This is a genomic window from Micromonospora sp. C81 (genome assembly GCF_018070425.1).
Lineage (GTDB): Bacteria > Actinomycetota > Actinomycetes > Mycobacteriales > Micromonosporaceae > Micromonospora > Micromonospora zamorensis.
In genome coordinates this window covers 439,737-460,691 of record NZ_JAGPXS010000004.1, presented here as the reverse complement: position 1 = coordinate 460,691, position 20,955 = coordinate 439,737, and the positions used below count along the sequence as shown (strand labels likewise).

Sequence of the window (20,955 nt, the reverse complement as noted above, 5' to 3'; positions counted from 1 at the left end):
GCCCACCACCCCGCCGCCGACCACCCCGCCGCCGGCTGGGGCCTGCACGGCGACGTACCAGGTGACCGGTCAGTGGGCCGGTGGCTTCCAGGCCGACGTGAAGGTGACCGCGGGCGGTTCACCCACAAAGGGCTGGTCGGTGAGCTGGAACTACGGCAACGGCCAGCAGGTCACCTCGTCGTGGAACGCGACGGTCAGCGCCAACGGCACGCTGGTCACCGCACGTAACGCCAACCACAACGGCACCCTCGCCGCCGGAGCGAGCACCACGTTCGGTTTCCTCGGCTCGTGGAACGGCAGCAACCCGGTTCCGCTGGTCTCCTGCACGACGACCAGTTGACCCCCGTCCGGTGCCGCACCCGGGCGGGGGTGCGGCACCGGCCGGCGGGCCCGAAGCGTGCGTCCGGGCTCAGACCAGGCAGCGTCCCGGGCTCAGACCAGGCAGTTGACGATCTCGGCGACCGAGCGCCGGCGGCCGGTGTAGAAGGGAACCTCTTCCCGGACGTGCCGGCGGGCGCCGGACGCACGCAGGTCCCGCATCAGGTCCACGATCCGGCGCAGTTCGTCGGCCTCGAAGGCGAGCATCCACTCGTAGTCCCCGAGCGCGAACGAGGCCACCGTGTTGGCCCGGACGTCCGGATAGCCGCGGGCCATCTTCCCGTGCTCGGCGAGCATCTCGCGCCGCTCGGCGTCGGGCAGCAGGTACCACTCGTAGGAGCGGACGAACGGGTACACGCAGATGTAGGGGCGGGCCTCCTCGCCGGCCAGGAACGCCGGGATGTGGCTCTTGTTGAACTCCGCCGGCCGGTGCAGCGCCATCTGCGACCAGACCGGGGTCAACGCCCGTCCCAGCGTGGTGCGGCGGAACCGCAGGTACGCGTCCTGGAGCGCGTCGGGGGACGCGGAGTGCCACCAGATCATCACGTCCGCGTCGGCACGCAGACCAGCGACGTCGTACACGCCCCGGACAACCACGTCCTTGCCGGCCAGCTCGTCGAAGAGGGCCACGACCTCGCTGGTGACGTTGTCCCGCAGTGAGGGCAGCGGCGCGCTGGCCCGGAACACCGACCACATGGTGTAGCGGATGCTGTCGTTGAGCTCCCGCAGGCGGGCCGCGTTGGTCTGCTCGGTCATCTCGCCGATCCTCCCAGTGCTGTGACGATCTCCTCGGCCGCCGTCTCGCCGGAGCGGACGCAGACCGGGATGCCGACGCCGTCGTATCCGGCGCCGGCGAGGACCAGTGTGGGGTGCGCGGCCCGCAACGCCGTGCGCGCGGCGGCGACCCGGTCCGCGTGCCCGGGGGCGTACTGGGGCAGCGCCCCGCCCCACCGCTGCACGTGCCCGTCGACCGGGGCCGGCAGCGGGGTGCCGAGCACCGCCGAGAGCTCTCGATGCACGGTGGCCGCCAGGTCCGCGTCGGGGCGCTGGAGATGCGCCTCCTCCCCGTACCGGCCCACCGAGGCGCGCACCAACGCCACGCCGTCCGGTCGGCGCAGGTGCCCCCACTTGGTGGTGAAGAAGGTGGCGGCCTTGATCAGCAGCCCTTCGGTGCTCGGCACCAGGAAGCCGGACAGCTCAGGCAGCTGCGGCTGCGGCTGCGGCACCGCGAGGGTGACCAACGCGACGCTCGCGTAGTCCAGCTCGCCGATGCCCGCTGCGGCTGCCGGGGCCGGGCCCGCGAGCAGCCGAGCCGCCGGTCGCGCCGGCACCGCCAGCACCACGGCGTCCACGTCGACCAGCTCAGGGTCACGGGTCGGGCCGACAGTGAGCCGCCAACCCGTGTCGGTCGGGGTCAACTCGCGCACGGCGGCGTCCCGTCGTACCGTCGCGCCGCTGGCCGTCACGGCGGCCTCGATCAGGGTGCTGAGCCCACCGATCAGGGTGCCGAAAACCGGGGTGCCGGGCGCGCGCGGCGCGGCGGCCTGCGCGGCCCGGACCGCACCGGTCAGGGTGTGCTCCACCCGGGCCGTGCGGGCCAGCGCCGGCATCGTCGTGACCAGGGAGAGGTCGTCGGCGCGGCCCGCGTACACGCCGCCCAGCATCGGGTCGACCAGCCGCTCGACCACCTCGTCACCGAAGCGGGACCGGACCAGCGCACCCACCGAGACGTCCGCGTCCGGCCCGATCAACGGCCGACCACCGTCGGTGTCGGCGTCCGCGAGCGGGCGGGCGACCGACGTCACCCGGTCCAGATCCCCGGGTACGCCCACCAGCGTGCCGCCCGGGATCGGGCGCAGCCCTCCGTCGACGACCAGCGCGGCCTGCCCCACCGTGGGGTGCACGATCTTCTCGGCGAGACCGAGCCGGCGGGCCAACGCCACCGCCGCGCTCTCGGCGCCCGCCGGGTCGCGCATCAGGAACGACTCGGCGCCGAACTCCACCGGCTGGCCGGCCAGCTCACCGGTGCGCAGCTTGCCGCCCAGCGCGCCGGACTGCTCGTACACCGTGATCTCGGTGCCGGCCGGTGCGCGGTCGCGCAGGCGGACCGCGGCGGCCAGCCCGGCGATCCCGCCGCCGACCACCGCCACCCGCCAGGGCTGCCGCATCGCCGGTCAGCCCTGGTCGGCCCGGCGGCTGGACAGCTCGTGCACCAGCGCGACCACCCGGGTCAGCACATCCGGGTCGGTTTCCGGCAGCACCCCGTGACCGAGGTTGAACACGTGCCCGGGAGCCGCCCGGCCCTGCTCCAGAATCCGGCGCACCTCGGCCTCGACCACCGGCCACGGCGCGAGCAGCACGCACGGGTCCAGGTTGCCCTGCACCGCCTTGTCCGGGCCGATCCGGCCGGTGGCCACGTCCAGCGGGGTACGCCAGTCGACGCCGACAACGTCCGCGCCGGCCTCACCCATCGCGCCGAGCAACTCGGCGGTGCCCACCCCGAAGTGGATCCGCGGCACCCCGGCGTCAACAAGCCCGCTCAGCACGGCGGTCGAGTGCGGCAGCACGAAACGGCGGTAGTCGGCTTCGGAGAGCGCCCCGGCCCACGAGTCGAAGAGCTGCACGGCGGACACGCCGGCGTCGATCTGCACCCGCAGGAAGGCCAGCGTCACCTCGGCCAGCCGGCCGCAGAGCGCGTGCCACAGCTCCTCATCGCCGTACATCAGGGCCTTGGTCTTCGCGTGGGTCCGCGACGGCCCGCCCTCGACCAGGTAGCTGGCCAGGGTGAACGGCGCGCCGGCGAAACCGATCAGCGGGGTGTCACCCAGCTCGACCACCAACTGCCGGACGGCCTCGTCGACGTACCAGACGTCGTCGCGGGTGATCGGGCGGATCCGCTCCACGTCGGCGGCGGTGCGGATCGGCTCGGCGACGACCGGACCGGTGCCCGGCACGATGTCCAGGTCGACGCCGGCCGCGGCCACGGGCACCACGATGTCGCTGAACAGGATGGCCGCGTCCACCCCGTGCCGGCGCACCGGCTGGAGGGTGATCTCGGTGACCAGCTCCGGGCGGCGGCAGGACTCCAGCATCGGCACGGTCGCCCGGATCTCCCGGTATTCCGGCAGCGAGCGGCCGGCCTGGCGCATGAACCAGACCGGGGTGTGCGGGCCGGGCCGGCGTCGGCAGGCCCGAATGAAGGGCGAGTCGGCCGGTCCGCCGGGGCGGGATTCTCCGTCTCGGGCGACAGTGCCCGTGGTGTCCGTGGTCATCGCCGCAATCGTGCCACGCCCACCACCCCCACCCGGGTGGGGGTGAGATGAAGGGCACCGTTCCTTACGCCCGGAGCCCTTCATGAGCGTCGGCGCGCCGTCGAAGCGGGGGACGGGCGGGCGGCATAGGCTGCCGACATGGCCCCCCCGATCGCGCTCCCGGAGACGTTCGCCCGCGCGGTCGCCGGGCTGCGGTCGGCGGCCCCCCGGCCGGAGATCACCCTGGAGGAGGTCGGCGCCCCCCAGCGGCTCGCCCCGTACGCGTTCGCGCTCTCGGCGGCCGTGCTGCGCGACGGCGACGAGGTGGCCACCGGCCGGCTGATCCTGCTGCACGACCCGGTCGGGCACGAGGCGTGGCAGGGCACCCTGCGGTTGGTCACCTACGTGACCGCCGAGTTGGAGGTCGACCTGGCCGCCGACCCGCTGCTGCCCGGGGTTGGCTGGACGTGGCTGACCGACGCGTTGGACGCCCAGGACGCCGGCCACCGGGCGATCGGCGGGACGGTCACGCAGACCATGTCGACCCGGTTCGGTGACCTCGCCGGCCCACCGACAGTCGGTGACATCGAGATCCGCGCCTCCTGGACGCCGGTCGACGACGACCTCAGCGCGCACCTGCTCGGCTGGTGTGCGCTGCTCGCCTCCACGGCCGGCCTCCCCCCACCCGGCGTGACGGCCCTGTCCGACCGCCGCCCCGCCGGCGCAGCCTGACCCGGCGAGGGGCGGCGGGGGCTACAGGTAGTTCTCCGCCTCGTTGCAGACCTTGTCGAGGCCCTTCATCGCCGCGTCGTAGGCGGCCTTGTTGCCGGCCGACGCCGCTCCCAGCGCGGTCGTCAGCTTGTCCAGGCAGCTCGCGATGACCGTCTTCTGCCGGGCCTGCTCGTCACGGTCGTTGCGGGTGCCGGTCAGGTCCTGCTCGGTGTTGTCGAGCTTCGCCTGCATCGTCCCCAGGTCGGCCTTCAGCCTCGTGATCTCGGTGGCGTTGGCGGCGATGGTGCCGTCGCGCTGGCTGACCTGACCGGTGAGACGCTTCTCGGTGCGGTTCAGCTCGTTGTTCTTCGTCACGAACAGCCCGGTCATCACGCCGCTGACGACGAAGAGCAGCGCGGCCACCAGGGCCAGCACCAGCACCGCGCGTCCCCGCCCGGCCGCCGGCGCACCGGGAGGGCCGTACGGCGGCCCGTACCCGGGGCCGGAGACCGGCGGCGCGGACATCGGCGGCCCGTACCCGGGGCCGGAGACCGGGGGCGCGGACATCGGCGGCGCGGACATCGGCTGGCCGGTGTACGGCGGGGCGCTGGCCGGGTAGCCCGGCGACCCCTGCGGCATGCCGTACTGGGGCGGCACGGGAGGGTTCGCGGGGTACTGCGGCGGGGCCTGTCCCGGCGCGTACGGCTGCGGGGCGGGCTGGGCGACCGGGTGCGGGACGGTCGGGTCGGCGTTGGTCGACTGCCAAACGGCCTGCTGTGGAACGGTCGGTTCAGCGCCGGACGGACCGGCCTGGGGACCTACGGCGTGCGCCACGGTCCGGTCGGGGTCGGGGGGCGTCGGAGAGGCCGGCGGGACAGCCTGCGACTCGGGCGATGGTTGGGACATCTTCATTCCTCCAGATGGGCGCGCCCGCCTCGGCAGGCGCGGTGACGTGCTGCGAAGAGATCGCCTGATGCCGGCTGATCAGCCGGGTCGGCGATGGGTCGGCAATGGCCGTGGGTGATGCGTGCGGCCGGCGGCGTCGCCGGTCACCGGTTCAGCAGATCTTGAAGCCGTCGCAGGCGACCTTGATCGGTACGGCCAGCCCGATGCCCTCGGCGTTGCGCGCCTTGGCGGTGGCGATGCCGACAACCTCCTTGCTGCCGTTGATCACCGGCCCGCCGGAGTTGCCCGGGTTGATCGGGGCGTCGAACTGGATCGCCGGGCCGGACCCGCCCTGGGCCGGCCGCAACGCGCTCACCACGCCGGTGGTCACGCTGTCCTCCAGGCCGAGCGGCGCGCCGACGACGACGATCTGCTGGCCGGACTTCGCCGCGGCGGGCGCGGTGACCAGGCCGCTGAACTTGCCGCTGGCACGCAGGTGCGCCACGTCGTTGGTCTTGTCGACCTTGACGATCGTCGCCGGGAAGCGCTGGCTGGTGCGCTCCAGGAATACTTCGCGGCCGCCGCCGTCCCAGACCGCCTCGACCACGTGGAAGTTGGTGAACAGGTTCGTCCCGCCGCCGCTCGCCGGCTTGCCCACCGCGAACGCGGTGCCGGTGAACTCACCGGCCCGGACCCGGAACACGCTCGGCAGCACCGCGCTGGCCACCGCCTCCGGGTTGAACGCGGCACCCGCCTGCTTCTCCAACGTCTCTGCGCGCTTGTCCAGGCTGTCGAGGCGGGCGAGGTCGCCGTCCTGGGCCTGCGCCAGCCGGCGGTCGGTGTCGGCGAGCCGGTCGCCGACTCGGTCGAGCTGGTACGCCTGGAGCCCGGCCACCGCCGCGAGCACGACGACGGCCACCGTGGCGAGCACGGCCGGCCACCGACGACGGGTGGGCCGGTCGGCCGGCGGGGAGGCTGGCCAGTGCGCGGGGCCGCCGGGGTAACCGGCGGTCGTGGAGGGCCCAGTGCCGGCCGGACCGGACGGCGGATAACCGGCCACGCCCGGAAACCCGGGTGCGGCCGGCGGATAGGCGCCGGGGCCCGGGGCAGCCGCCGGATAGGCGCCGGGGCCGGGGGCAGCCGCCGGATAGGCGGCGGGGCCGGGGGCGGCCGTCGGAGCGCCCGGGCCCTGGTGCCCGGCGCCGCCGAACGGGGTCGGCGGCGGGCCCCACTGCCCGGTGTTGGGCGGGACGGGACGCTCGGGGCGGGGTGCGGGGACGGGTCGGGCCTGGTCCGTGCCGCCCGAGGGGGGCGTGGACCAGGTCGAACCGGGTTGGGGCTCGATGCGCGGTGGCAGCGGACCGGGTCGGCCGGCCATCGACCCGCTCGCGTCGGCGGGTTCGGCACCCGCCGGTCGCCCGTCCCCCGAACCGAAGCCAGCCGTCATGATCGCCGTGCCTTCCCGTGGTCTTCCCGCCGCCGTCGACTCGTCGTCCCGGCCGGCGGTTCGATGGAACGTACCTGTGCGATCGGGCTTTGTCTCCCCCGATGTCCGGCATCCGAAGGGACGCCTTGTGGACACCTGACCGACACACGCCGGACCGGCTGCACCCGCCGGATCATCGCGCGCACTAGGGTTGGCAGGTGACCGACGAACCACCCCTGCGCCGTCGGCCCACCGAAGACCTTCCGGGAAACGCACCCCAGCACCCGCCGTCGGCCCAGCCGCAGCTGGCAGGCGAGGGAGCCGACCCGGCCGACGGTGGGCCCGTTCCGCTGATCGCCCCGCGTGACGGCACCCCTGATCCGGTGGCCGCTCCGGCCGAGCTTGCCGAGGTCGTTGCCCGTTTCGCGGCGGGCACCGGCCCCGTCGCCCTGGACGCCGAGCGAGCCTCCGGTTACCGCTACAGCCAGCGCGCGTACCTGGTGCAACTGCGCCGGGCCGGTGCGGGTACGGCGCTGATCGACCCGCTGCCGCTTCCGGACCTCAGCACGCTGGACGCGGCGATCGGCGAGGCCGAGTGGGTGCTGCACGCTGCCAGTCAGGATCTGCCCTGCCTGGCCGAGGTGGGGCTGCGCCCGCGCCGGTTGTTCGACACCGAACTGGCTGCTCGGCTGGCCGGATTCGAGCGGGTCGGGCTGGCCGCGCTGACCGAGCAGCTACTCGGGTTCACCCTGGAGAAGCACCACTCGGCGGCCGACTGGTCGAGCCGACCGTTGCCCGAGTCGTGGCTGACGTACGCCGCTCTCGACGTGGAGCTGCTCACCGACCTGCGCGACGCGCTCGACGCCGAGCTGACCCGGCAGGGCAAGTCGGCCTGGGCCGCGGAGGAGTTCGCCGCGCTGGTCCGCACCGGGGCGCGCCCACCGCGGGTCCGCGCCGAGCCCTGGCGGCGCACGTCCGGCATCCACCGGCTGCGGGGAGCGCGGGCCCAGGCCCGGGTCCGCTCCATGTGGTACGCCCGGGACCAGATCGCCTCCCGGCGGGACGCCGCGCCCGGTCGGGTGTTGCCCGACTCGGCGATCATCGCCGCGGCCGAGTTGGACCCGAAGGACGAGAAGACCCTGCTGACCCTGCCCGGTTTCGGCGGCCGGTCGGTGCGGCGGTTGGCTCGCACCTGGCTCGCCGCGCTCGACGACGCCCGGCAGCTCCCGGAGGACTCCCTGCCGGTCTCCCCGACCGTGGAGGGCCCGCCCCCGCCGCACCGCTGGGCCGAACGGGACCCGGTGGCGGCTGGTCGACTGGCCCGCTGCCGGGAGGTGGTCATCCGCATCGCCGGTGAGCACAACCTGCCGCCGGAAAACCTGATCACGCCGGATTCGGTCCGCCGGTTGGCCTGGACCCCGCCGGAGGAGCTGACCGAGGAGACGGTCGCGGAGACCCTGCGCGGTCTCAACGCCCGCGAGTGGCAGATCGGCCTCCTCACGCCCGACCTGACCGAAGCCCTGGACCCCACCCCCTGACCCCACGCTCCCGGCCCGGCGCTCGGGGGCGTGGGTCACCGGGCAGTGTGGGGTGGGCCACAGCGGGGGGTCGGGACGGGGTTGGTTACTGGCGAGTAGCATTTCGGGGGAACCTGCCCGTGTCGGCGACCCTTGGTTCAGTCCGCAGCGCCGCTCGGCGCGAAAGCCGGATCATGGTCGAATAGGAGGCTCAAGTGCCCCGTGAAGTTCGGGATGTCGTCTTCGTCGATGGCGTCCGTACCCCGTTCGGCAAGGCGGGTGGCATGTACGCCAACACCCGCGCCGACGATCTGGTGATCCGCTGCATCCGTGAGCTGCTGCGCCGCAACCCGCAGCTGCCCCCGGAGCGGGTCGAGGAGGTCGCCATCGCGGCCACCACCCAGATCGGTGACCAGGGCCTCACCATCGGCCGTACCGCCGCGCTGCTGGCGGGTCTGCCCAAGACCGTTCCCGGCTTCGCCATCGACCGCATGTGCGCCGGCGCGATGACCGCGGTGACCACCGTGGCCAGCGGCATCGCTATTGGCGCGTACGACATCGCCATCGCGGGTGGCGTCGAGCACATGGGCCGTCACCCGATGGGTGAGGGTGTCGACCCCAACCCGCGCATCATCGCGGAGAAGCTGGTCGACCCGTCCGCGCTGGTCATGGGCTCCACCGCGGAGAACCTGCACGACCTGGTCCCGCACATCACCAAGGCACGCACCGACGCGTTCGCGCTCGCCTCGCAGCAGAAGACCGCCAAGGCGTACGCCAACGGCAAGCTCCAGGACGACCTGGTGCCGATGTCGATCCGCGACGCCGAGGGCGGCTGGGGTCTGGCCACCGTGGACGAAGCCCCACGGGACACCTCGCTGGAGAAGCTCGCCACCCTGAAGACCCCGTTCCGCCCGCACGGCAAGGTCACCGCGGGCAACGCGGCCGGCCTGAACGACGGCGCCACCGCGAGCCTGCTCGCCGACGAGGCCACCGCCCGTGAGCTGGGCCTGCCGATCGCCATGCGGTTGGTGTCGTTCGGTTTCGTCGGTGTGGAGCCGGAGGTGATGGGCGTCGGCCCGATCCCGTCGACGGAGAAGGCGCTGCGCCTGGCCGGGCTCAGCATCGACGACATCGGCCTGTTCGAGCTGAACGAGGCGTTCGCCGTGCAGGTGCTCGCGTTCCTCGACCACTTCGGCATCGCCGACGACGACGCGCGGGTCAACCCGTGGGGCGGCGCGATCGCCATCGGTCACCCGCTGGCCTCCTCCGGCGTACGCCTGATGACCCAGTTGGCCCGCCAGTTCGCCGAGCACCCCGAGGTTCGCTACGGCCTCACTGCCATGTGCATCGGCATCGGCATGGGCGGCACGGTCATCTGGGAGAACCCGCACTGGACGGAGGGCAACAAGTGAGCGCGCTCGCCGCAACCAACGAGGTCGTCACCAAGGCGCTGCTGCGCCAGGTGAACGTGCCGGGGCTGGACCGTCCGGCCGCCCTGATCACGCTGGACAACGGCTTCGACCACACCAAGCCGAACACGTTCGGCCCCGGTGGTCTGGCCAGCCTGGACGAGGCGATCACCGCCGCGCTCGCCGCCGACCCGGCGTTCATCGCGGTGACCGGTAAGCCGTACATCTTCTGCGTGGGCGCGGACATCGTCGGCCTGCCGCAGCTCGCCGACCGCGCGCAGGCGCTGGAGATCGGCCGGCTGGGTCACCGGGTCTTCGCCCGGCTCAAGGACAGCACCGTCCCCACCTTCGCGTTCGTCAACGGCGCGGCGATGGGCGGCGGCCTGGAGCTGGCGCTGCACTGCCACTACCGGACGCTCTCCGGTGGTGTGGCGGCTCTGGCCCTGCCCGAGGTCTCCCTCGGCCTGGTGCCGGGCTGGGGCGGCACCCAGCTGCTGCCGAACCTGATCGGCATTCCCGCCGCCACCCAGGTGATCATCCAGAACCCGCTCATGCAGAACAAGATGCTCAAGCCGAAGCAGGCCGCCGAGCTGGGCATCGCTGACATCCTGCTGGAGCCGGCCGACTTCCTGGAGCGGTCCCTGGAGTGGGCCGCCGGGGTGGTCCGTGGTCAGGTCACCGTGACCCGGCCCGAGGTCGACAAGGACATGTGGGCGGGCGTGCTCTACTTCGCCCGGGAGACGCTGAACCAGCGGCTGCACGGCGCGGTTCCGGCCGCGTACAAGGCGCTCGACCTGCTGGAGACGGCGAAGGACGGCGACTTCGCCGCCGGCACCGCCGCCGAGGACGAGGCCCTCGCGGACCTGGTCTTCTCCGAGGAGCTGCGCAGCGGTCTGTACGCCTTCGACCTGGTGCAGCGGCGGGCCAAGCGGCCGGCCGGCGCGCCGGACAAGGGCCTGGCCCGCACGATCACCAAGGTCGGCATCGTCGGCGCCGGCCTGATGGCCAGCCAGTTGGCGCTGCTGTTCGCCCGCCGCCTCCAGGTGCCGGTGGTGATGTCCGACCTCGACCAGTCCCGGGTGGACAAGGGCGTCGGCTACGTGCACACCCAGATCGAGAAGGCCGTCACCAAGGGCCGAATGGACAAGAACACCGCCGCCAAGCTGTACGGCCTGGTCAGCGGCACTGTCGACAAGAGCGCCTTCGCGGACGCCGACTTCATCATCGAGGCGGTCTTCGAGGACCTGGGTGTCAAGAAGCAGGTCTGGGCCGAGTTGGAGAAGATCGTCTCCCCGGAGGCGGTCCTCGCCACCAACACCAGTTCGCTGTCGATCACCGAGATGGCCGCCGAGCTGGAGCACCCGGAGCGGGTGGTCGGCTTCCACTTCTTCAACCCGGTGGCGGTGCTGCCGCTGCTGGAGATCGTCCGGGGCGAGCGCACCGACGACGTCACGCTGGCCACCGCGTTCGCGGTCGGCAAGCAGCTCAAGAAGTCGAGCGTGCTGGTCAAGGACGCTCCGGCGTTCGTGGTGAACCGGCTGCTCACCCGCTTCCTGGGCACCGTCTTCGCCGCTGTCGACCAGGGCACCCCGCTGGACGTGGCCAACAGCGCACTGGACCCGCTGGGCCTGCCGATGCGCCCGTTGGCCCTGCTCCAGCTGGTCGGGCCGGCCGTCGCGTACCACGTGGGCGGCACTCTGCACGCCGCGTACCCGGACCGGTTCGGTGTCAGCGAGAACCTCAAGCGGATCGCCGACTCGGGCCAACCGATCGTGGTCGACGACCAGGTCAACGACGAGGTGGCCAAGCTGCTCGTCGTCGGTGACCAGCCGCTGACCGCCGAGCAGGTGCGCCAGAACGCGCTCGACGCGCTCGCGCAGGAGATCCGGCTGATGCTGGACGAGGGCGTGGTCGCCGAGGCGCAGGACATCGACCTGTGCATGATCCTGGGCGCCGGTTGGCCGTTCCACCTGGGTGGGGTCACTCCATACCTGGACCGGACCGGCACGTCCGAGCGGGTCACCGGTCAGCGGTTCCTGCCGCGCGGGGCGGCGAGCCTGCCGGCCTGACCGATCGCAGCACCACCGCGACTGTTTGTGATCACATGGCGGCTGGCAGGGGGCCTGTGCAGGGACAACGCCGAGGTCCTCGGCGGGTTAGGATCACGCGCTTTGCACCCCCAACTTGGAGCTGACTGAATGTCCCAGCCGCCGGCCAACCCTTACGGCCCGCCGCACGATTCCCCCACCCCGCCGCAGCAGCCCGGTCAGCCGGGCCAGCCGCAGCAGCCCGGTGGTTGGTCCCCGCCGCAGCAGCAGGGATTCCCGCCCGCGCAGCCGGGTCAGCCGTACGGCGACCCCAGCCTTCTCGGTCCCCCGCAGCCGGCGAAGAAGTCGAAAGCCGGCAAGATCGTGCTGATCGTGCTGGCCGTGGTGCTGGTGCTCTGCGTCGGCGGCGCGGTGATCACCTGGCTCGCTGTCAAGGGGCCGGTGGGCGACGCCGTCGACGCCAGCAAGACCCGGCTGGTCGCGCCGGCCACCCTCGCCGGCCGGCCGAAGGTCACCGACGCGGAGCTCCAGACGGCCGCCGACCAACTGGTCCGCGAGATGAAGTCGTCGGTGCAGAACGAGACCAGCACGGTCGGCGCCTTCTACGGCGACCCGACCAAGCAGGACCTCGTCATGATCGCCGGCGCGTCCGGCCTGATGTCCGACCCGAAGAAAGAGATGGACGAAGCCATCAGCGGGCTCTCCACCGAGCTGACGGTGACCAACATGGTGGCCGTCGATCCCGGCCCACTCGGCGGTGAGGCGAGCTGCGGCGACGGCAAGGCGGAGAGCGTGCCGCTGGGCGTCTGCGTCTGGGCCGACAAGGGCAGCCTGGGCATGGTGGTCACGTACTTCAAGTCCGCCGAACAGGCCAAGGCCGAGTTCATCACGATCCGGGGCCAGGTCGAGCAGCGCTCCTGACAGTCGACGGGGCCCCGGCCACCCGAGGGTGGCCGGGGCCCCGTGCCGTGTCTGCCGAGCATCGGGTTGCCCATCCTGGTAAATACTTTGCCCTTGCGCTAAGTATTTTCTCACGCAATACTTAGCCGCATGGCACAGTATTCGGCGCAGCTCGACGGCGTGTTCGTCGCCCTCGCCGACCCGACCCGGCGCTGGGTCATCCGACGCCTCGGGCGCGGCCCGACGAGCGTCGGCGATCTCGCCCGCGAGTTCCCGATGACCCTTCCCTCGTTCATGAAGCACGTGCAGACGCTCGAGTCGAACGGCTTGATCCGGACGACCAAGAGCGGCCGGGTGCGCACCTGTGTGCTCAACCGCGAGCGCCTCGCCCTCGTCGACGACTGGCTCGCGGAGCAGCGCCGGATCTGGGAAGAGCGCACGGATCGCCTCGAACGCCTCGTCACCGATCAGCAGGAGGATCAGCAGTGAATCCCGACCTGGACCTGACCATGGCGCGGGTCATCCACGCCCCCCGTGCCGCCGTGTGGAGCGCCTGGACCGACCCGTCCCGCTTCGCGAAGTGGTGGATCCCGGCGCCGTCCCTGTGCCGCGTCGATCGCCTGGACGTGCGGCCCGGTGGCGCGCTGGTGACCCGACTGAGCGATGACGGGGTGGAGTTCGTCCCACACCTCGACGCGTGCTTCCTCGTCGTCGACGATCATGAACGGATCGTGTTCACGAACGTGATCGACAGCGCCTGGCGGCCTGCGAACCCCAGCCCGGTCCCGATGACCGCCGAGATCACCATGAAGGACCACCCGGACGGCACGGACTACCGGGTCGTCGTCCGCCACGGTGATCCCGCCGCTCGTGACCTGCACGAGAAGATCGGCTTCGCGGACGGCTGGGGCTCGGTCACCGAACAACTCGCCGGGGTCGCCGAGAGCCAGGGTGCGCCGTGAAGCTCGTCCTTACCGAGTTCGTCACTCTCGACGGCGTCAGCCAGGGTCCCGGCTCGCCGACCGAGGATCCGAGCGACGGCTTCACCCGCGGCGGCTGGCTCGTGCCCTACCTGGATGAGGCCTTCGTCCGCCGCACCTCTGACTGGTTGGGTCTCGCCGACGGTCTGCTCCTCGGGCGGCGGACCTACGAGGCGTTCGCTCGCGACTGGCCGCAGATCACCGACCCGGACGATCCGTACACCGAGCGGATGAACTCACTACCGAAGTACGTCGTGACCAACACCCTGACGGAGGGCGTCTGGCACCCGACGACGGTGCTCCACGGCGACCCGATCAAAAGCGTCGGAAACCTCAGGGGCCAGCCAGGACGGGAGCTCCAGATTCACGGCAGCGCGCGGCTCGGCAGGGCCCTGTTGTCGGCCGGCCTCGTCGACACCCTCCGACTCGTCGTCGCCCCCACCGTGGTCGGTTCCGGACGGCGGCTGCTCGACCACCCGAGCGCAGCCACCGGCCTTCGACTCGTCCACCACGACGCAACCGCGAACGGCCTGCTCCTGCTCGAGTACGAGCATGTCGGCGCCGCCCCGGTGGCGGAATACGAGGGCGTGACGAACTTCGTCTAGTCACCGCGCTACGACACGGCCACCGCCTGAATCTTGCTTGCAAGTCCTGCCCCAGCAGCGTGGCGTGGGGCCCCGGCCACCTGAGGGTGGTCGGGGCCCCGTGCCGTCCGTGGACGGTCAGGCCGGTTCGGCAACCGCTGCCGCGGCCCGCGCGGCCGCCGCGGCCGCCCGCTCGTCGGCGTTGCCGAGCACGCAGAACTCGTTGCCCTCCGGGTCGGCGAGCACCACCCAACCACCGCCGGTCGGGCCGACGTGGTCGGCGACGAGCGTCGCGCCGATGCCGAGCAGTCGCTCGACCTCCTCGGCCCGGGTGCGGTCGGCGGGTTGCAGGTCCAGGTGCAGTCGGTTCTTCACCGTCTTGCCCTCGGGCACGGCGAGGAAGAGCACCTCCGGGCCGCCCGGCGGCAGGAGCATCGCCTCCGGGTCACCGGGGAAGTCGTCGGGCTGCCGGGGGCAGTCGAAGACCTGCGCCCAGAAACCGGCCAGGGCGTACGTGTCGTGACAGTCGATGCTGATGTTGTGGATCGTCGAACTCACAGCTGGTCCTCCACGGTGGTGGTGGCGAGACGTTCCCCAGCGCTGCGGACCACGCAGAACTCGTTCCCCTCGGGGTCGGCGAGCACCGCCCAACCCGTGCCGTCGGCACGCCGACGGTCGGCGACCACTGTGGCACCGAGGCCGAGCACCCGCTCGACCTCCTCATCTCTGGTCCGGTCGACGGGTTCCAGGCAGATGTGGAGCCGGTTCTTGGTCACCTTCTCCTCCGGCACCTCTTGGAAGAACAGGTTCGGGGTGGCGTCGTCCGGCGGCAGCAGGGCCGCCTCCGGGTCACCGGGGGCGTCCTCGGAGTGCCGGGCGTACCCGAGCACGGCGGCCCAGAAGCCCGCCAGGGCGTACGTGTCGTGACAGTCAAAACTGATGTTGCGGATCCGTGGATACACGGGTGTTCCCTCCGTACGGGATGGGACGCTCCGCTTCCGGAAGTCAGCCGGCGCACACCCGGGGTGCGGAGTCATGATTGGTGGACATCGACGCACCCCCCTTCGCTTCCTGGCTGACACCGTGATCTTGCCACCGGCCCAACGCCGCGCGCAACCCCCGTCAGCCCTGGCCGGGCACCGACCCGTTGACCGCCGGAGCGTCCGCCGACGGGAGGGTGACAGTCACCTCCAGACCACCACCCGACTGCGCGATCACCCGTACGGTGCCGCCGTGCGCCGTGCAGACCGCCCGGACGATGGACAGCCCCAGGCCGGAGCCGCGGGCCCCGGTCCGTTCCCGGCCACCGCGACGGAACGGCTCGAACAGCCCCGGCACGTCGGCCTGGTCCACCTCGAAGCCGGTGTTGCCCACCACCAGCCAGGACCGGTCGCCGTCGGTGCCGGTGCGCACCCAGAGCCGGCCGTGCAGGTGGTTGTAGCGGACCGCGTTCTCGATGAGGTTGCCGGCCAACCGGTCGAGCAGCCCCGGGTCGCCGACCACCGGAGCGGACTCCAGTGACGTCTGGACCCGTAGCCCGATCCGTTCCACCTCCCGGCGCATCGCGGACAGCGCGTTGGCAGTGCCGGCGGCGAGGTCACACTCGGTACGCCGGCCCAACTGCCGCCCGGCCTGGGCCTCGCTGCGGGCCAGCACCAGCAGCGCGTCCACCAGGCCGTTGGCCCGCTCCGAGGCGTCACGGACCACTGTCGCCATCCGGCGGTACTCGGCGGCGTCCGCGTCGTCGTCGCTGAGCGTCACGTCGATCTCGGTGCGCATCACGGCGAGCGGGGTACGCAGCTCGTGCGAGGCGTTGGCCACGAAGCGCTTCTGCGCCTCGAAGGCGGACGCGATCCGGTCCAGCATGGCGTCGAACGTCTTGGCCAGCTCGGCCACCTCGTCGTCGGCGCCCGAGTAGCCGATCCGCTGGTCCAGGGTCGCCTCGCCGAGCCGCTGGGCGGTCGCGGTGACCTGGTGCAGTGGGCGTAGCGCCCGCCCGGCCACCGCGTACGCGCCGGCCACCCCGACGACGCTGATCGCCAACAGCGCGACGAGGCCCTTGGCCAGCAACTCCCCGGAGGCGGCGTCGACGAGTTGCCGCTGCCACTGGGCGGCGTCCATCGACTCGCCGTCGGCCAGCAGCACGACCGTGCCGGGCAGCAACTCGTCGGTGGGTCGCAGCGCGTCACGGACCAGCAGCCAGGCCAGCAACACCAGGATCGCACCGGCCCCGATCAGCAGCACACCGTTGAGCAGGGTCAGCCGCAACCGCAGGGTGGGCCGCAACCGGCGGCTCATGCGCCAACCTCAGCGGTGCGGTAACCCGCTCCGACCACCGTCTCGATCAGCGGCGGGTCGCCGAGCTTCTTGCGCAGCGTCATCACGGTGACCCGGACGATGGTGGTGAACGGGTCGGTGTTGGCGTCCCAGACCCGTTCCAGCAGCTCCTCGCTGGACACCACCGCGCCACGAGCCTTGAGCAGCTCGCTGAGCACCCCGAACTCCTTGTTGGTGAGGTCGACGGGCACGCCGGCGCGGGTGGCCACCCGACGGGCCGGGTCGAGCACCAGGTCGGCCAGTTCGAGCACCGGCGGCGCGGCCGGGGTCGCCCGCCGGCCCAGCGCCTGCACCCGGGCAACCAGCTCGTCGAACGCGAACGGTTTGGGCAGGTAGTCGTCCGCTCCGAGCTGCAGCCCCTCCACCCGGTCGGCCACCGTGCCGCTCGCGGTGAGCATCAGCACCCGGGTCAGCGCGCCGGAGGCGGCCAGGTCGGCGCAGATCTGGTCACCGTGCACACCCGGCAGGTCCCGGTCGAGCACCACCACGTCGTACCGGGTGACGAACGCCGCCTCGTGGCCGGCGTCGCCGTCGTACGCCACGTCGACGGCCATCCCCCGCTTGCGCAATCCTCGCGCGATCGCGTCGGCGAGGTTGCGCTCGTCCTCCACCACCAGTACCCGCATCCCGGCCTCCTCGCTGCTGACCACCGACAACCTAGTGCCGGTCGGCAACCATCGTCCCTCGCCGCCCGCACCGGTCGGCGTTGCGGACCACCTCGGCGTACGCGATGCTGGCCCGCGGCACCGAGGGACGGACGGACCTGGCATGACCATCGCGGCACCACCCACCGGGCGGGACATCGCCTACCGGGGTTTCCACCTGCCGGCCGACACGACGGCCGGCAACGGCGACGGCCTGCTCGCCACCGGTCGAGGGCTGGCCCTCGACGGCGTGAACCAGCAGGCCACCTGGACGTCGCCGCCGGTGCGGGTCGACTTCCCCGTCAGCGAGGTGGTGCCGTCCTGGACCGCCGACACCCCGGCCGGCTGCTGGATCGAGGTCGAGCTGCGCGGCTGGCACGACGACGCGCCGAGCACCGGCTGGTACCGGTTGGCCCGCTGGGCGGCCGACGACCTGGCGGTTGAACGCACGTCGGTGCCCGGGCAGCGCGACGGCGACGCCCGTGTCGACACCGACACTCTGATCGTGACCGGCGCGACGGTCACCGGTTGGCAGGCGCGGGTCACCCTGTGCCGGCCGGCGGAAAGCCCGACCGGCCCGGTGCTGCGCAGCGTCGGCGCGGTCGCCACCGGTCCCACGGGCACCGACCAGGGGTACGCGCAGCCCGCCTCGTCCGCCACCTGGGGCCAGGTGCTGGACGTGCCCCGCTACTCGCAGCGGCTGCACGCCGGCCAGTACCCGCAGTGGGGAGGAGGCGGCGACTCCTGGTGCAGCCCCACCTGCACCTCGATGGTGCTCGCCCACTGGGGTGCCGAGCCGACCCCGGAGCACTACGCCTGGGTGGAGCCGCCCGGCCCGCGTCCGGTGGTGGTGCACGCCGCCCGACACTGCTACGACCACGCGTACGCCGGGGCGGGCAACTGGTCGTTCAACACCGCGTACGCCGGCCGGTACGGGATGGACGCGTTCGTCACCCGGCTGCGGTCGCTGGTCGAGGCGGAGGCGTTCATCGCGGCCGGCATCCCCCTGATCGTCTCCGCCGCGTTCCGGGCCGACGAGGTGCCGGGGCTCGGGTACGACACGGCAGGGCACCTGATGGTGCTGGTCGGCTTCACCGTCGACGGCGACCCGGTGCTCAACGACCCGTACGCCCCGGACGACGACGCGGTCCGCCGTACCGTGCCCCGGCAGCGGTTCGAGGCGGTCTGGCAGCGCGGCAGCGGCGGTGTGGCGTACGTGCTGCGGCCCCCGTCGGTGCCGCTGCCCCCGCCGCCCGCTCAGGCGAACTGGTAGTCAGTCCGGCAACTCCCAGATCCGGTACGCGCCGGCCGGGGCGGCACCGCACACCAGGTGACCGGTCATCGCCTGACATTCGCCGATGGCCTGGGGCAGTACGTCCAGGACCTGCACCTTCCCGGCGCGGACGTCCACCTCGCCAACGACCACCCCTCCGTCGGGATGCCGTCGTGTGCCGATCAGCCGACCACCGAGACTGAGTTGGTAGAGGTCCCACCGGCCCAGGTCGGCCAACTCCCGCCCGGTCAGCGGATCGAGCACGACGAAGTGCTCCGGCCCGTCTTCGCTGCTCAACACGTTGACCATCAGCCGACCGTCGTACGGCCAGGCCCAACCCCACCGGGTGTTGCGCCAGCGCAACGCGCCGGTTGCGGTGTCGATCGCCTGGAGTTCGTTGTTGCCGGTGCGCACGCACAGGACGGGGCCACAGTCCAGGGCGAAGTCCACGTTGACACCCGCGCGGCTCCAGCGTTGGTCGAGCTTGTCCAGCCCGTACGCGGCGACCGTGCCGGACCCTCTGTCGATGGCCAGCAGCAGGTCCTTCGTCAGGTCCACTCTGATCGGACCACCGTCGGGCGGGCGCAGGTCGGCGCGGGCCAGCACCGCGCCGGTGACCGCGTCGCGTACCTCGACCGGCCCGTCCACCTGGTTGAGCACCACGCGGTCCACTCCGTGCCCGGTGTCCCGAACGTTGATCTCGGCGGTGGTGGGGGGCAGCTGCCAACGCACCGTGCCGCAACACGGATCGACCACGCGCAGACCGGACGGCTGGGTCTCGCCTCCGGTACGCAGCAGCAGGTTGCCGTCGGTCAGCTCGAAGACGCTGCCCGGCTGCTGCCACCGGTACGTCCCGGTCGCCCGGTCCAGAGCGACGGTGCGTGTCTCCCGGCCCTCGGGGCCGATCTCGTACCCGGTGACCAGCATCATCCCGGCCAGCGGAGTCATTCCCCAGTACCGCGCCTCCGCCGACAGCGGCGCCTGCCAGACCGGCTCGCCGCCGGGCAGCCGATACGCGGCCAGCCGCCCCTGCCGCCCCGGGCTGGTCGGCTCCATGACCAGAACGAGGTCACCGTCGACCAGGACGTCGGCCCCGGGCTGGGTCGGCAGCGTCACCGGGGCCCGCCGGGGTGGCACCACGGCGGAGGCAGCGAGCGTGACCAGCGCGAGGAGCAGGACCAGCGCGCAGCGCAGCTGCCGGCCGTCGGCGCGGGGTGGGCGGGGTAACGGCTCCGGGTCCGTGCCGTGCCGCAGCTCGCCGAGGTCGATCACCGAGTCACTCACCGCGTCAACCGCCACAACGCGGTCGCGCCGTCGACACGCTGGCAGAGCAGGACCGGCAGGGACGCCTGGCAGCTGCCGGCGATGACCCGGAGCACGTCGAGGATCCGCGCCTGACCTGCCACCAGGTCCAGCTCGGCGACGACCATCCGGCCGTCGGCCCCCTGGCGCAGGCCGACCAGCGGATCGTCCGGCCCGAGCACCGGCAGCAGGCCCCACGCGCCCAGCTCGGTCCTTACCTGCCCGGTCGCCGCGTCCCGCACCTCGTACCCCTGGCCGGGCCTGGCCATCAGCAACCGGCCGTACCGGACGTCGGCCAGGTTGTCCTGGCCCTGTTCGGACCAGCGCACCGCGCCGGTGGCGGGATCGAGCACCTGGAGGCCGCCGGTCTGCGGTACCGCACAGAGCAGACCGCCGCAGTCGACCACATGCGACACCAGCGTCACCTCGGCCGTCCACCGTAGCTCCAGCTCGGCCAGCCCGTAGCTCACCAGCCGGGTGCTGCCGGGCGGGACGAGCAGCAGCAGGTCGTCGACGACCTGCACCCGCTGGTACGCCGACCGGTCACCGGGCAGTGTGTCGATGCTACGCAGCAGGCGGCCGGTGCCGGCGTCGTGCACCTGCACCTCGCCGGTCGGTTGCAGGAGCACGAACCGGTCGACCTGGCCCTCGGGAGTGAGGTGGTAGGACGGGTTGGCGGCCGGCGGGACCGACACCGACCAGAGCACCCGGCCGGTGTCGGGCTCGACCCCGCTCACCGCGCCCGACCCGTCCTCCCGGCCGTCGGTCACCAGCAGAGCGCCGCTGGCTGTCAGCTGGGGAGCACCAGGATGCTGCCAGCGTTGCCGGCCCGTGACGGTGTCGAAGGCGGTGGTCTGGAACACCCTGTTCGGGGCGCTGACCGCCATCGTCAACACCAACCCTCGCTCGACCCGGACGTCCAGGTAGTCACCGGTGCGGACCAGCGGCGTCTGCCACCGCCGCCGCACGACTGTTCCGGATGGTGCCGGCTGGGCGTAGGCGGTCAGGTAGCGGTCCCCGTCGGGTGTCGGCGGGTCGATGACGAAGATGCCGTCCCCGGCCAGGTATGCCGTGGCCGTGGGCGACGCCGGCACGATGCTCACCGTTCGCTGCGGTGACGGCGTGGCGCCGGCCAGCACCACCAGGCTGAGCACCAGCACCGCCGCGCTGCGCAGCGGGCGACCGGCGGCGCGCGGGCGGCGGACCGGAGGCGCCGACGCCGGCTCCTCCCGGATTTCGCCCAGCTCGATGATCGACAACGATCGTCCTTCCGTCACCACTCAGGCTGACCGACGGGTGACCGTCCGGCA

Annotated in this window: 21 protein-coding genes; 10 read left to right on the top strand and 11 right to left on the bottom strand. The window is 72.5% G+C overall.

The genetic code is table 11. The features are described 5' to 3' along the window. Positions 1–340, top strand: a 340-nt coding sequence (locus KBX46_RS10870; RefSeq protein WP_210792364.1) for a cellulose binding domain-containing protein, incomplete at its 5' end; no start/stop codon positions are given. Positions 341–432: 92 nt separating this feature from the next. On the opposite strand, the gene hemQ is transcribed toward KBX46_RS10870, so the two are convergent. The 3 genes from hemQ to hemE are packed head-to-tail and all read right to left on the bottom strand — an operon-like array spanning position 433 to position 3,650. Further along, the gene (hemQ, locus tag KBX46_RS10865; protein ID WP_210792362.1) at positions 433–1,134 is read right to left on the bottom strand and encodes a hydrogen peroxide-dependent heme synthase; all 702 of its coding nucleotides are present in this window, start codon (positions 1,132–1,134) and stop codon (positions 433–435) included. Next, complete coding sequence (gene hemG, locus KBX46_RS10860; protein WP_210792360.1) at positions 1,131–2,546, bottom strand: protoporphyrinogen oxidase; 1,416 nt, start codon at positions 2,544–2,546, stop codon at positions 1,131–1,133. Before hemG ends, hemQ begins: the two co-directional genes overlap by 4 nt. A gap of 6 nt (positions 2,547–2,552) precedes the next feature. Further along, the gene (hemE, locus tag KBX46_RS10855; protein WP_088946833.1) at positions 2,553–3,650 is read right to left on the bottom strand and encodes a uroporphyrinogen decarboxylase; all 1,098 of its coding nucleotides are present in this window, start codon (positions 3,648–3,650) and stop codon (positions 2,553–2,555) included. A 138-nt stretch (positions 3,651–3,788) separates the two neighbouring features. On the opposite strand from hemE, the gene KBX46_RS10850 reads away from it, so the two are divergent. Beyond that, positions 3,789–4,361, top strand: coding sequence for a DUF3000 domain-containing protein (locus KBX46_RS10850; RefSeq protein ID WP_088946832.1), 573 nt, complete (start codon positions 3,789–3,791; stop codon positions 4,359–4,361). A gap of 21 nt (positions 4,362–4,382) precedes the next feature. Here KBX46_RS10850 and KBX46_RS10845 read toward each other — a convergent pair whose 3' ends face one another. Together KBX46_RS10845 and KBX46_RS10840 are read right to left on the bottom strand one after the other, a co-directional pair. Continuing rightward, positions 4,383–5,246 carry a hypothetical protein gene (locus KBX46_RS10845; RefSeq protein WP_210792351.1) on the bottom strand — a complete coding sequence of 288 codons (864 nt, stop codon included), beginning with the start codon at positions 5,244–5,246 and terminating at the stop codon, positions 4,383–4,385. 151 nt (positions 5,247–5,397) lie between these two features. Continuing rightward, the gene (locus KBX46_RS10840; protein WP_374224954.1) at positions 5,398–6,603 is read right to left on the bottom strand and encodes a trypsin-like peptidase domain-containing protein; all 1,206 of its coding nucleotides are present in this window, start codon (positions 6,601–6,603) and stop codon (positions 5,398–5,400) included. A 266-nt stretch (positions 6,604–6,869) separates the two neighbouring features. Between KBX46_RS10840 and KBX46_RS10835 the strand changes: the two genes are divergently transcribed. From KBX46_RS10835 to KBX46_RS10805, 7 genes are all read left to right on the top strand, one after another. Then, on the top strand, positions 6,870–8,189 hold the full coding sequence (locus tag KBX46_RS10835; RefSeq protein ID WP_099851451.1) for a ribonuclease D: 1,320 nt from the start codon (positions 6,870–6,872) through the stop codon (positions 8,187–8,189). Positions 8,190–8,383: 194 nt separating this feature from the next. Beyond that, positions 8,384–9,580: a thiolase family protein gene (locus KBX46_RS10830; protein WP_099851449.1), complete on the top strand. Its 1,197-nt coding sequence runs from the start codon at positions 8,384–8,386 to the stop codon at positions 9,578–9,580. Beyond that, positions 9,577–11,646: a 3-hydroxyacyl-CoA dehydrogenase NAD-binding domain-containing protein gene (locus KBX46_RS10825; protein WP_210792348.1), complete on the top strand. Its 2,070-nt coding sequence runs from the start codon at positions 9,577–9,579 to the stop codon at positions 11,644–11,646. The genes KBX46_RS10830 and KBX46_RS10825 overlap by 4 nt, the downstream gene beginning before the upstream one ends. A gap of 129 nt (positions 11,647–11,775) precedes the next feature. Further along, positions 11,776–12,546 carry a hypothetical protein gene (locus tag KBX46_RS10820; RefSeq protein WP_210792346.1) on the top strand — a complete coding sequence of 257 codons (771 nt, stop codon included), beginning with the start codon at positions 11,776–11,778 and terminating at the stop codon, positions 12,544–12,546. A gap of 129 nt (positions 12,547–12,675) precedes the next feature. Continuing rightward, entirely contained in the window at positions 12,676–13,014 is a 339-nt protein-coding gene (locus KBX46_RS10815; protein WP_210792344.1) for a helix-turn-helix transcriptional regulator, read from the top strand. Further along, the gene (locus tag KBX46_RS10810; RefSeq protein WP_210792342.1) at positions 13,011–13,487 is read left to right on the top strand and encodes an SRPBCC domain-containing protein; all 477 of its coding nucleotides are present in this window, start codon (positions 13,011–13,013) and stop codon (positions 13,485–13,487) included. The genes KBX46_RS10815 and KBX46_RS10810 overlap by 4 nt, the downstream gene beginning before the upstream one ends. Then, positions 13,484–14,110 carry a dihydrofolate reductase family protein gene (locus KBX46_RS10805; RefSeq protein ID WP_210792334.1) on the top strand — a complete coding sequence of 209 codons (627 nt, stop codon included), beginning with the start codon at positions 13,484–13,486 and terminating at the stop codon, positions 14,108–14,110. The genes KBX46_RS10810 and KBX46_RS10805 overlap by 4 nt, the downstream gene beginning before the upstream one ends. A 117-nt stretch (positions 14,111–14,227) precedes the next feature. On the opposite strand, the gene KBX46_RS10800 is transcribed toward KBX46_RS10805, so the two are convergent. The 4 genes from KBX46_RS10800 to KBX46_RS10785 all read right to left on the bottom strand — a co-directional run bounded on the left by KBX46_RS10800 (position 14,228) and on the right by KBX46_RS10785 (position 17,052). Continuing rightward, positions 14,228–14,647, bottom strand: coding sequence for a VOC family protein (locus tag KBX46_RS10800; RefSeq protein WP_210792332.1), 420 nt, complete (start codon positions 14,645–14,647; stop codon positions 14,228–14,230). Beyond that, positions 14,644–15,051 (bottom strand): VOC family protein, encoded by a 408-nt coding sequence (locus KBX46_RS10795; RefSeq protein ID WP_088946822.1) that lies wholly within the window; start codon positions 15,049–15,051, stop codon positions 14,644–14,646. The genes KBX46_RS10800 and KBX46_RS10795 overlap by 4 nt, the downstream gene beginning before the upstream one ends. 160 nt (positions 15,052–15,211) lie before the next feature. Then, on the bottom strand, positions 15,212–16,387 hold the full coding sequence (locus KBX46_RS10790) for a cell wall metabolism sensor histidine kinase WalK (RefSeq protein ID WP_088946821.1): 1,176 nt from the start codon (positions 16,385–16,387) through the stop codon (positions 15,212–15,214). Further along, on the bottom strand, positions 16,384–17,052 hold the full coding sequence (locus KBX46_RS10785; protein ID WP_088951539.1) for a response regulator transcription factor: 669 nt from the start codon (positions 17,050–17,052) through the stop codon (positions 16,384–16,386). Before KBX46_RS10785 ends, KBX46_RS10790 begins: the two co-directional genes overlap by 4 nt. A 142-nt stretch (positions 17,053–17,194) precedes the next feature. Between KBX46_RS10785 and KBX46_RS10780 the strand changes: the two genes are divergently transcribed. After that, positions 17,195–18,343 carry a peptidase C39 family protein gene (locus KBX46_RS10780; protein WP_210792328.1) on the top strand — a complete coding sequence of 383 codons (1,149 nt, stop codon included), beginning with the start codon at positions 17,195–17,197 and terminating at the stop codon, positions 18,341–18,343. Here KBX46_RS10780 and KBX46_RS10775 read toward each other — a convergent pair whose 3' ends face one another. Both KBX46_RS10775 and KBX46_RS10770 read right to left on the bottom strand, forming a co-directional pair. Next, on the bottom strand, positions 18,344–19,627 hold the full coding sequence (locus KBX46_RS10775; protein WP_210792327.1) for a PQQ-binding-like beta-propeller repeat protein: 1,284 nt from the start codon (positions 19,625–19,627) through the stop codon (positions 18,344–18,346). Further along, a complete protein-coding gene (locus tag KBX46_RS10770) occupies positions 19,624–20,904 on the bottom strand; it encodes a PQQ-binding-like beta-propeller repeat protein (protein ID WP_210792325.1) in 1,281 nt (426 codons plus the stop codon). The genes KBX46_RS10775 and KBX46_RS10770 overlap by 4 nt, the downstream gene beginning before the upstream one ends. Between the last annotated feature and the right edge of the window lie 51 nt (positions 20,905–20,955).

Coding starts and splice junctions, on each gene's coding strand:
- hemQ (WP_210792362.1), bottom strand. CDS start 1,134: ATGACCGAGCAGACCAACGCGGCCCGCCTGCGGGAGCTCAACGACAGC.
- hemG (WP_210792360.1), bottom strand. CDS start 2,546: ATGCGGCAGCCCTGGCGGGTGGCGGTGGTCGGCGGCGGGATCGCCGGG.
- KBX46_RS10840 (WP_374224954.1), bottom strand. CDS start 6,603: ATGGCCGGCCGACCCGGTCCGCTGCCACCGCGCATCGAGCCCCAACCC.
- KBX46_RS10850 (WP_088946832.1), top strand. CDS start 3,789: ATGGCCCCCCCGATCGCGCTCCCGGAGACGTTCGCCCGCGCGGTCGCC.
- KBX46_RS10820 (WP_210792346.1), top strand. CDS start 11,776: ATGTCCCAGCCGCCGGCCAACCCTTACGGCCCGCCGCACGATTCCCCC.
- KBX46_RS10790 (WP_088946821.1), bottom strand. CDS start 16,387: ATGAGCCGCCGGTTGCGGCCCACCCTGCGGTTGCGGCTGACCCTGCTC.
- hemE (WP_088946833.1), bottom strand. CDS start 3,650: ATGACCACGGACACCACGGGCACTGTCGCCCGAGACGGAGAATCCCGC.
- KBX46_RS10785 (WP_088951539.1), bottom strand. CDS start 17,052: ATGCGGGTACTGGTGGTGGAGGACGAGCGCAACCTCGCCGACGCGATC.
- KBX46_RS10815 (WP_210792344.1), top strand. CDS start 12,676: ATGGCACAGTATTCGGCGCAGCTCGACGGCGTGTTCGTCGCCCTCGCC.
- KBX46_RS10780 (WP_210792328.1), top strand. CDS start 17,195: ATGACCATCGCGGCACCACCCACCGGGCGGGACATCGCCTACCGGGGT.
- KBX46_RS10845 (WP_210792351.1), bottom strand. CDS start 5,246: ATGTCCCAACCATCGCCCGAGTCGCAGGCTGTCCCGCCGGCCTCTCCG.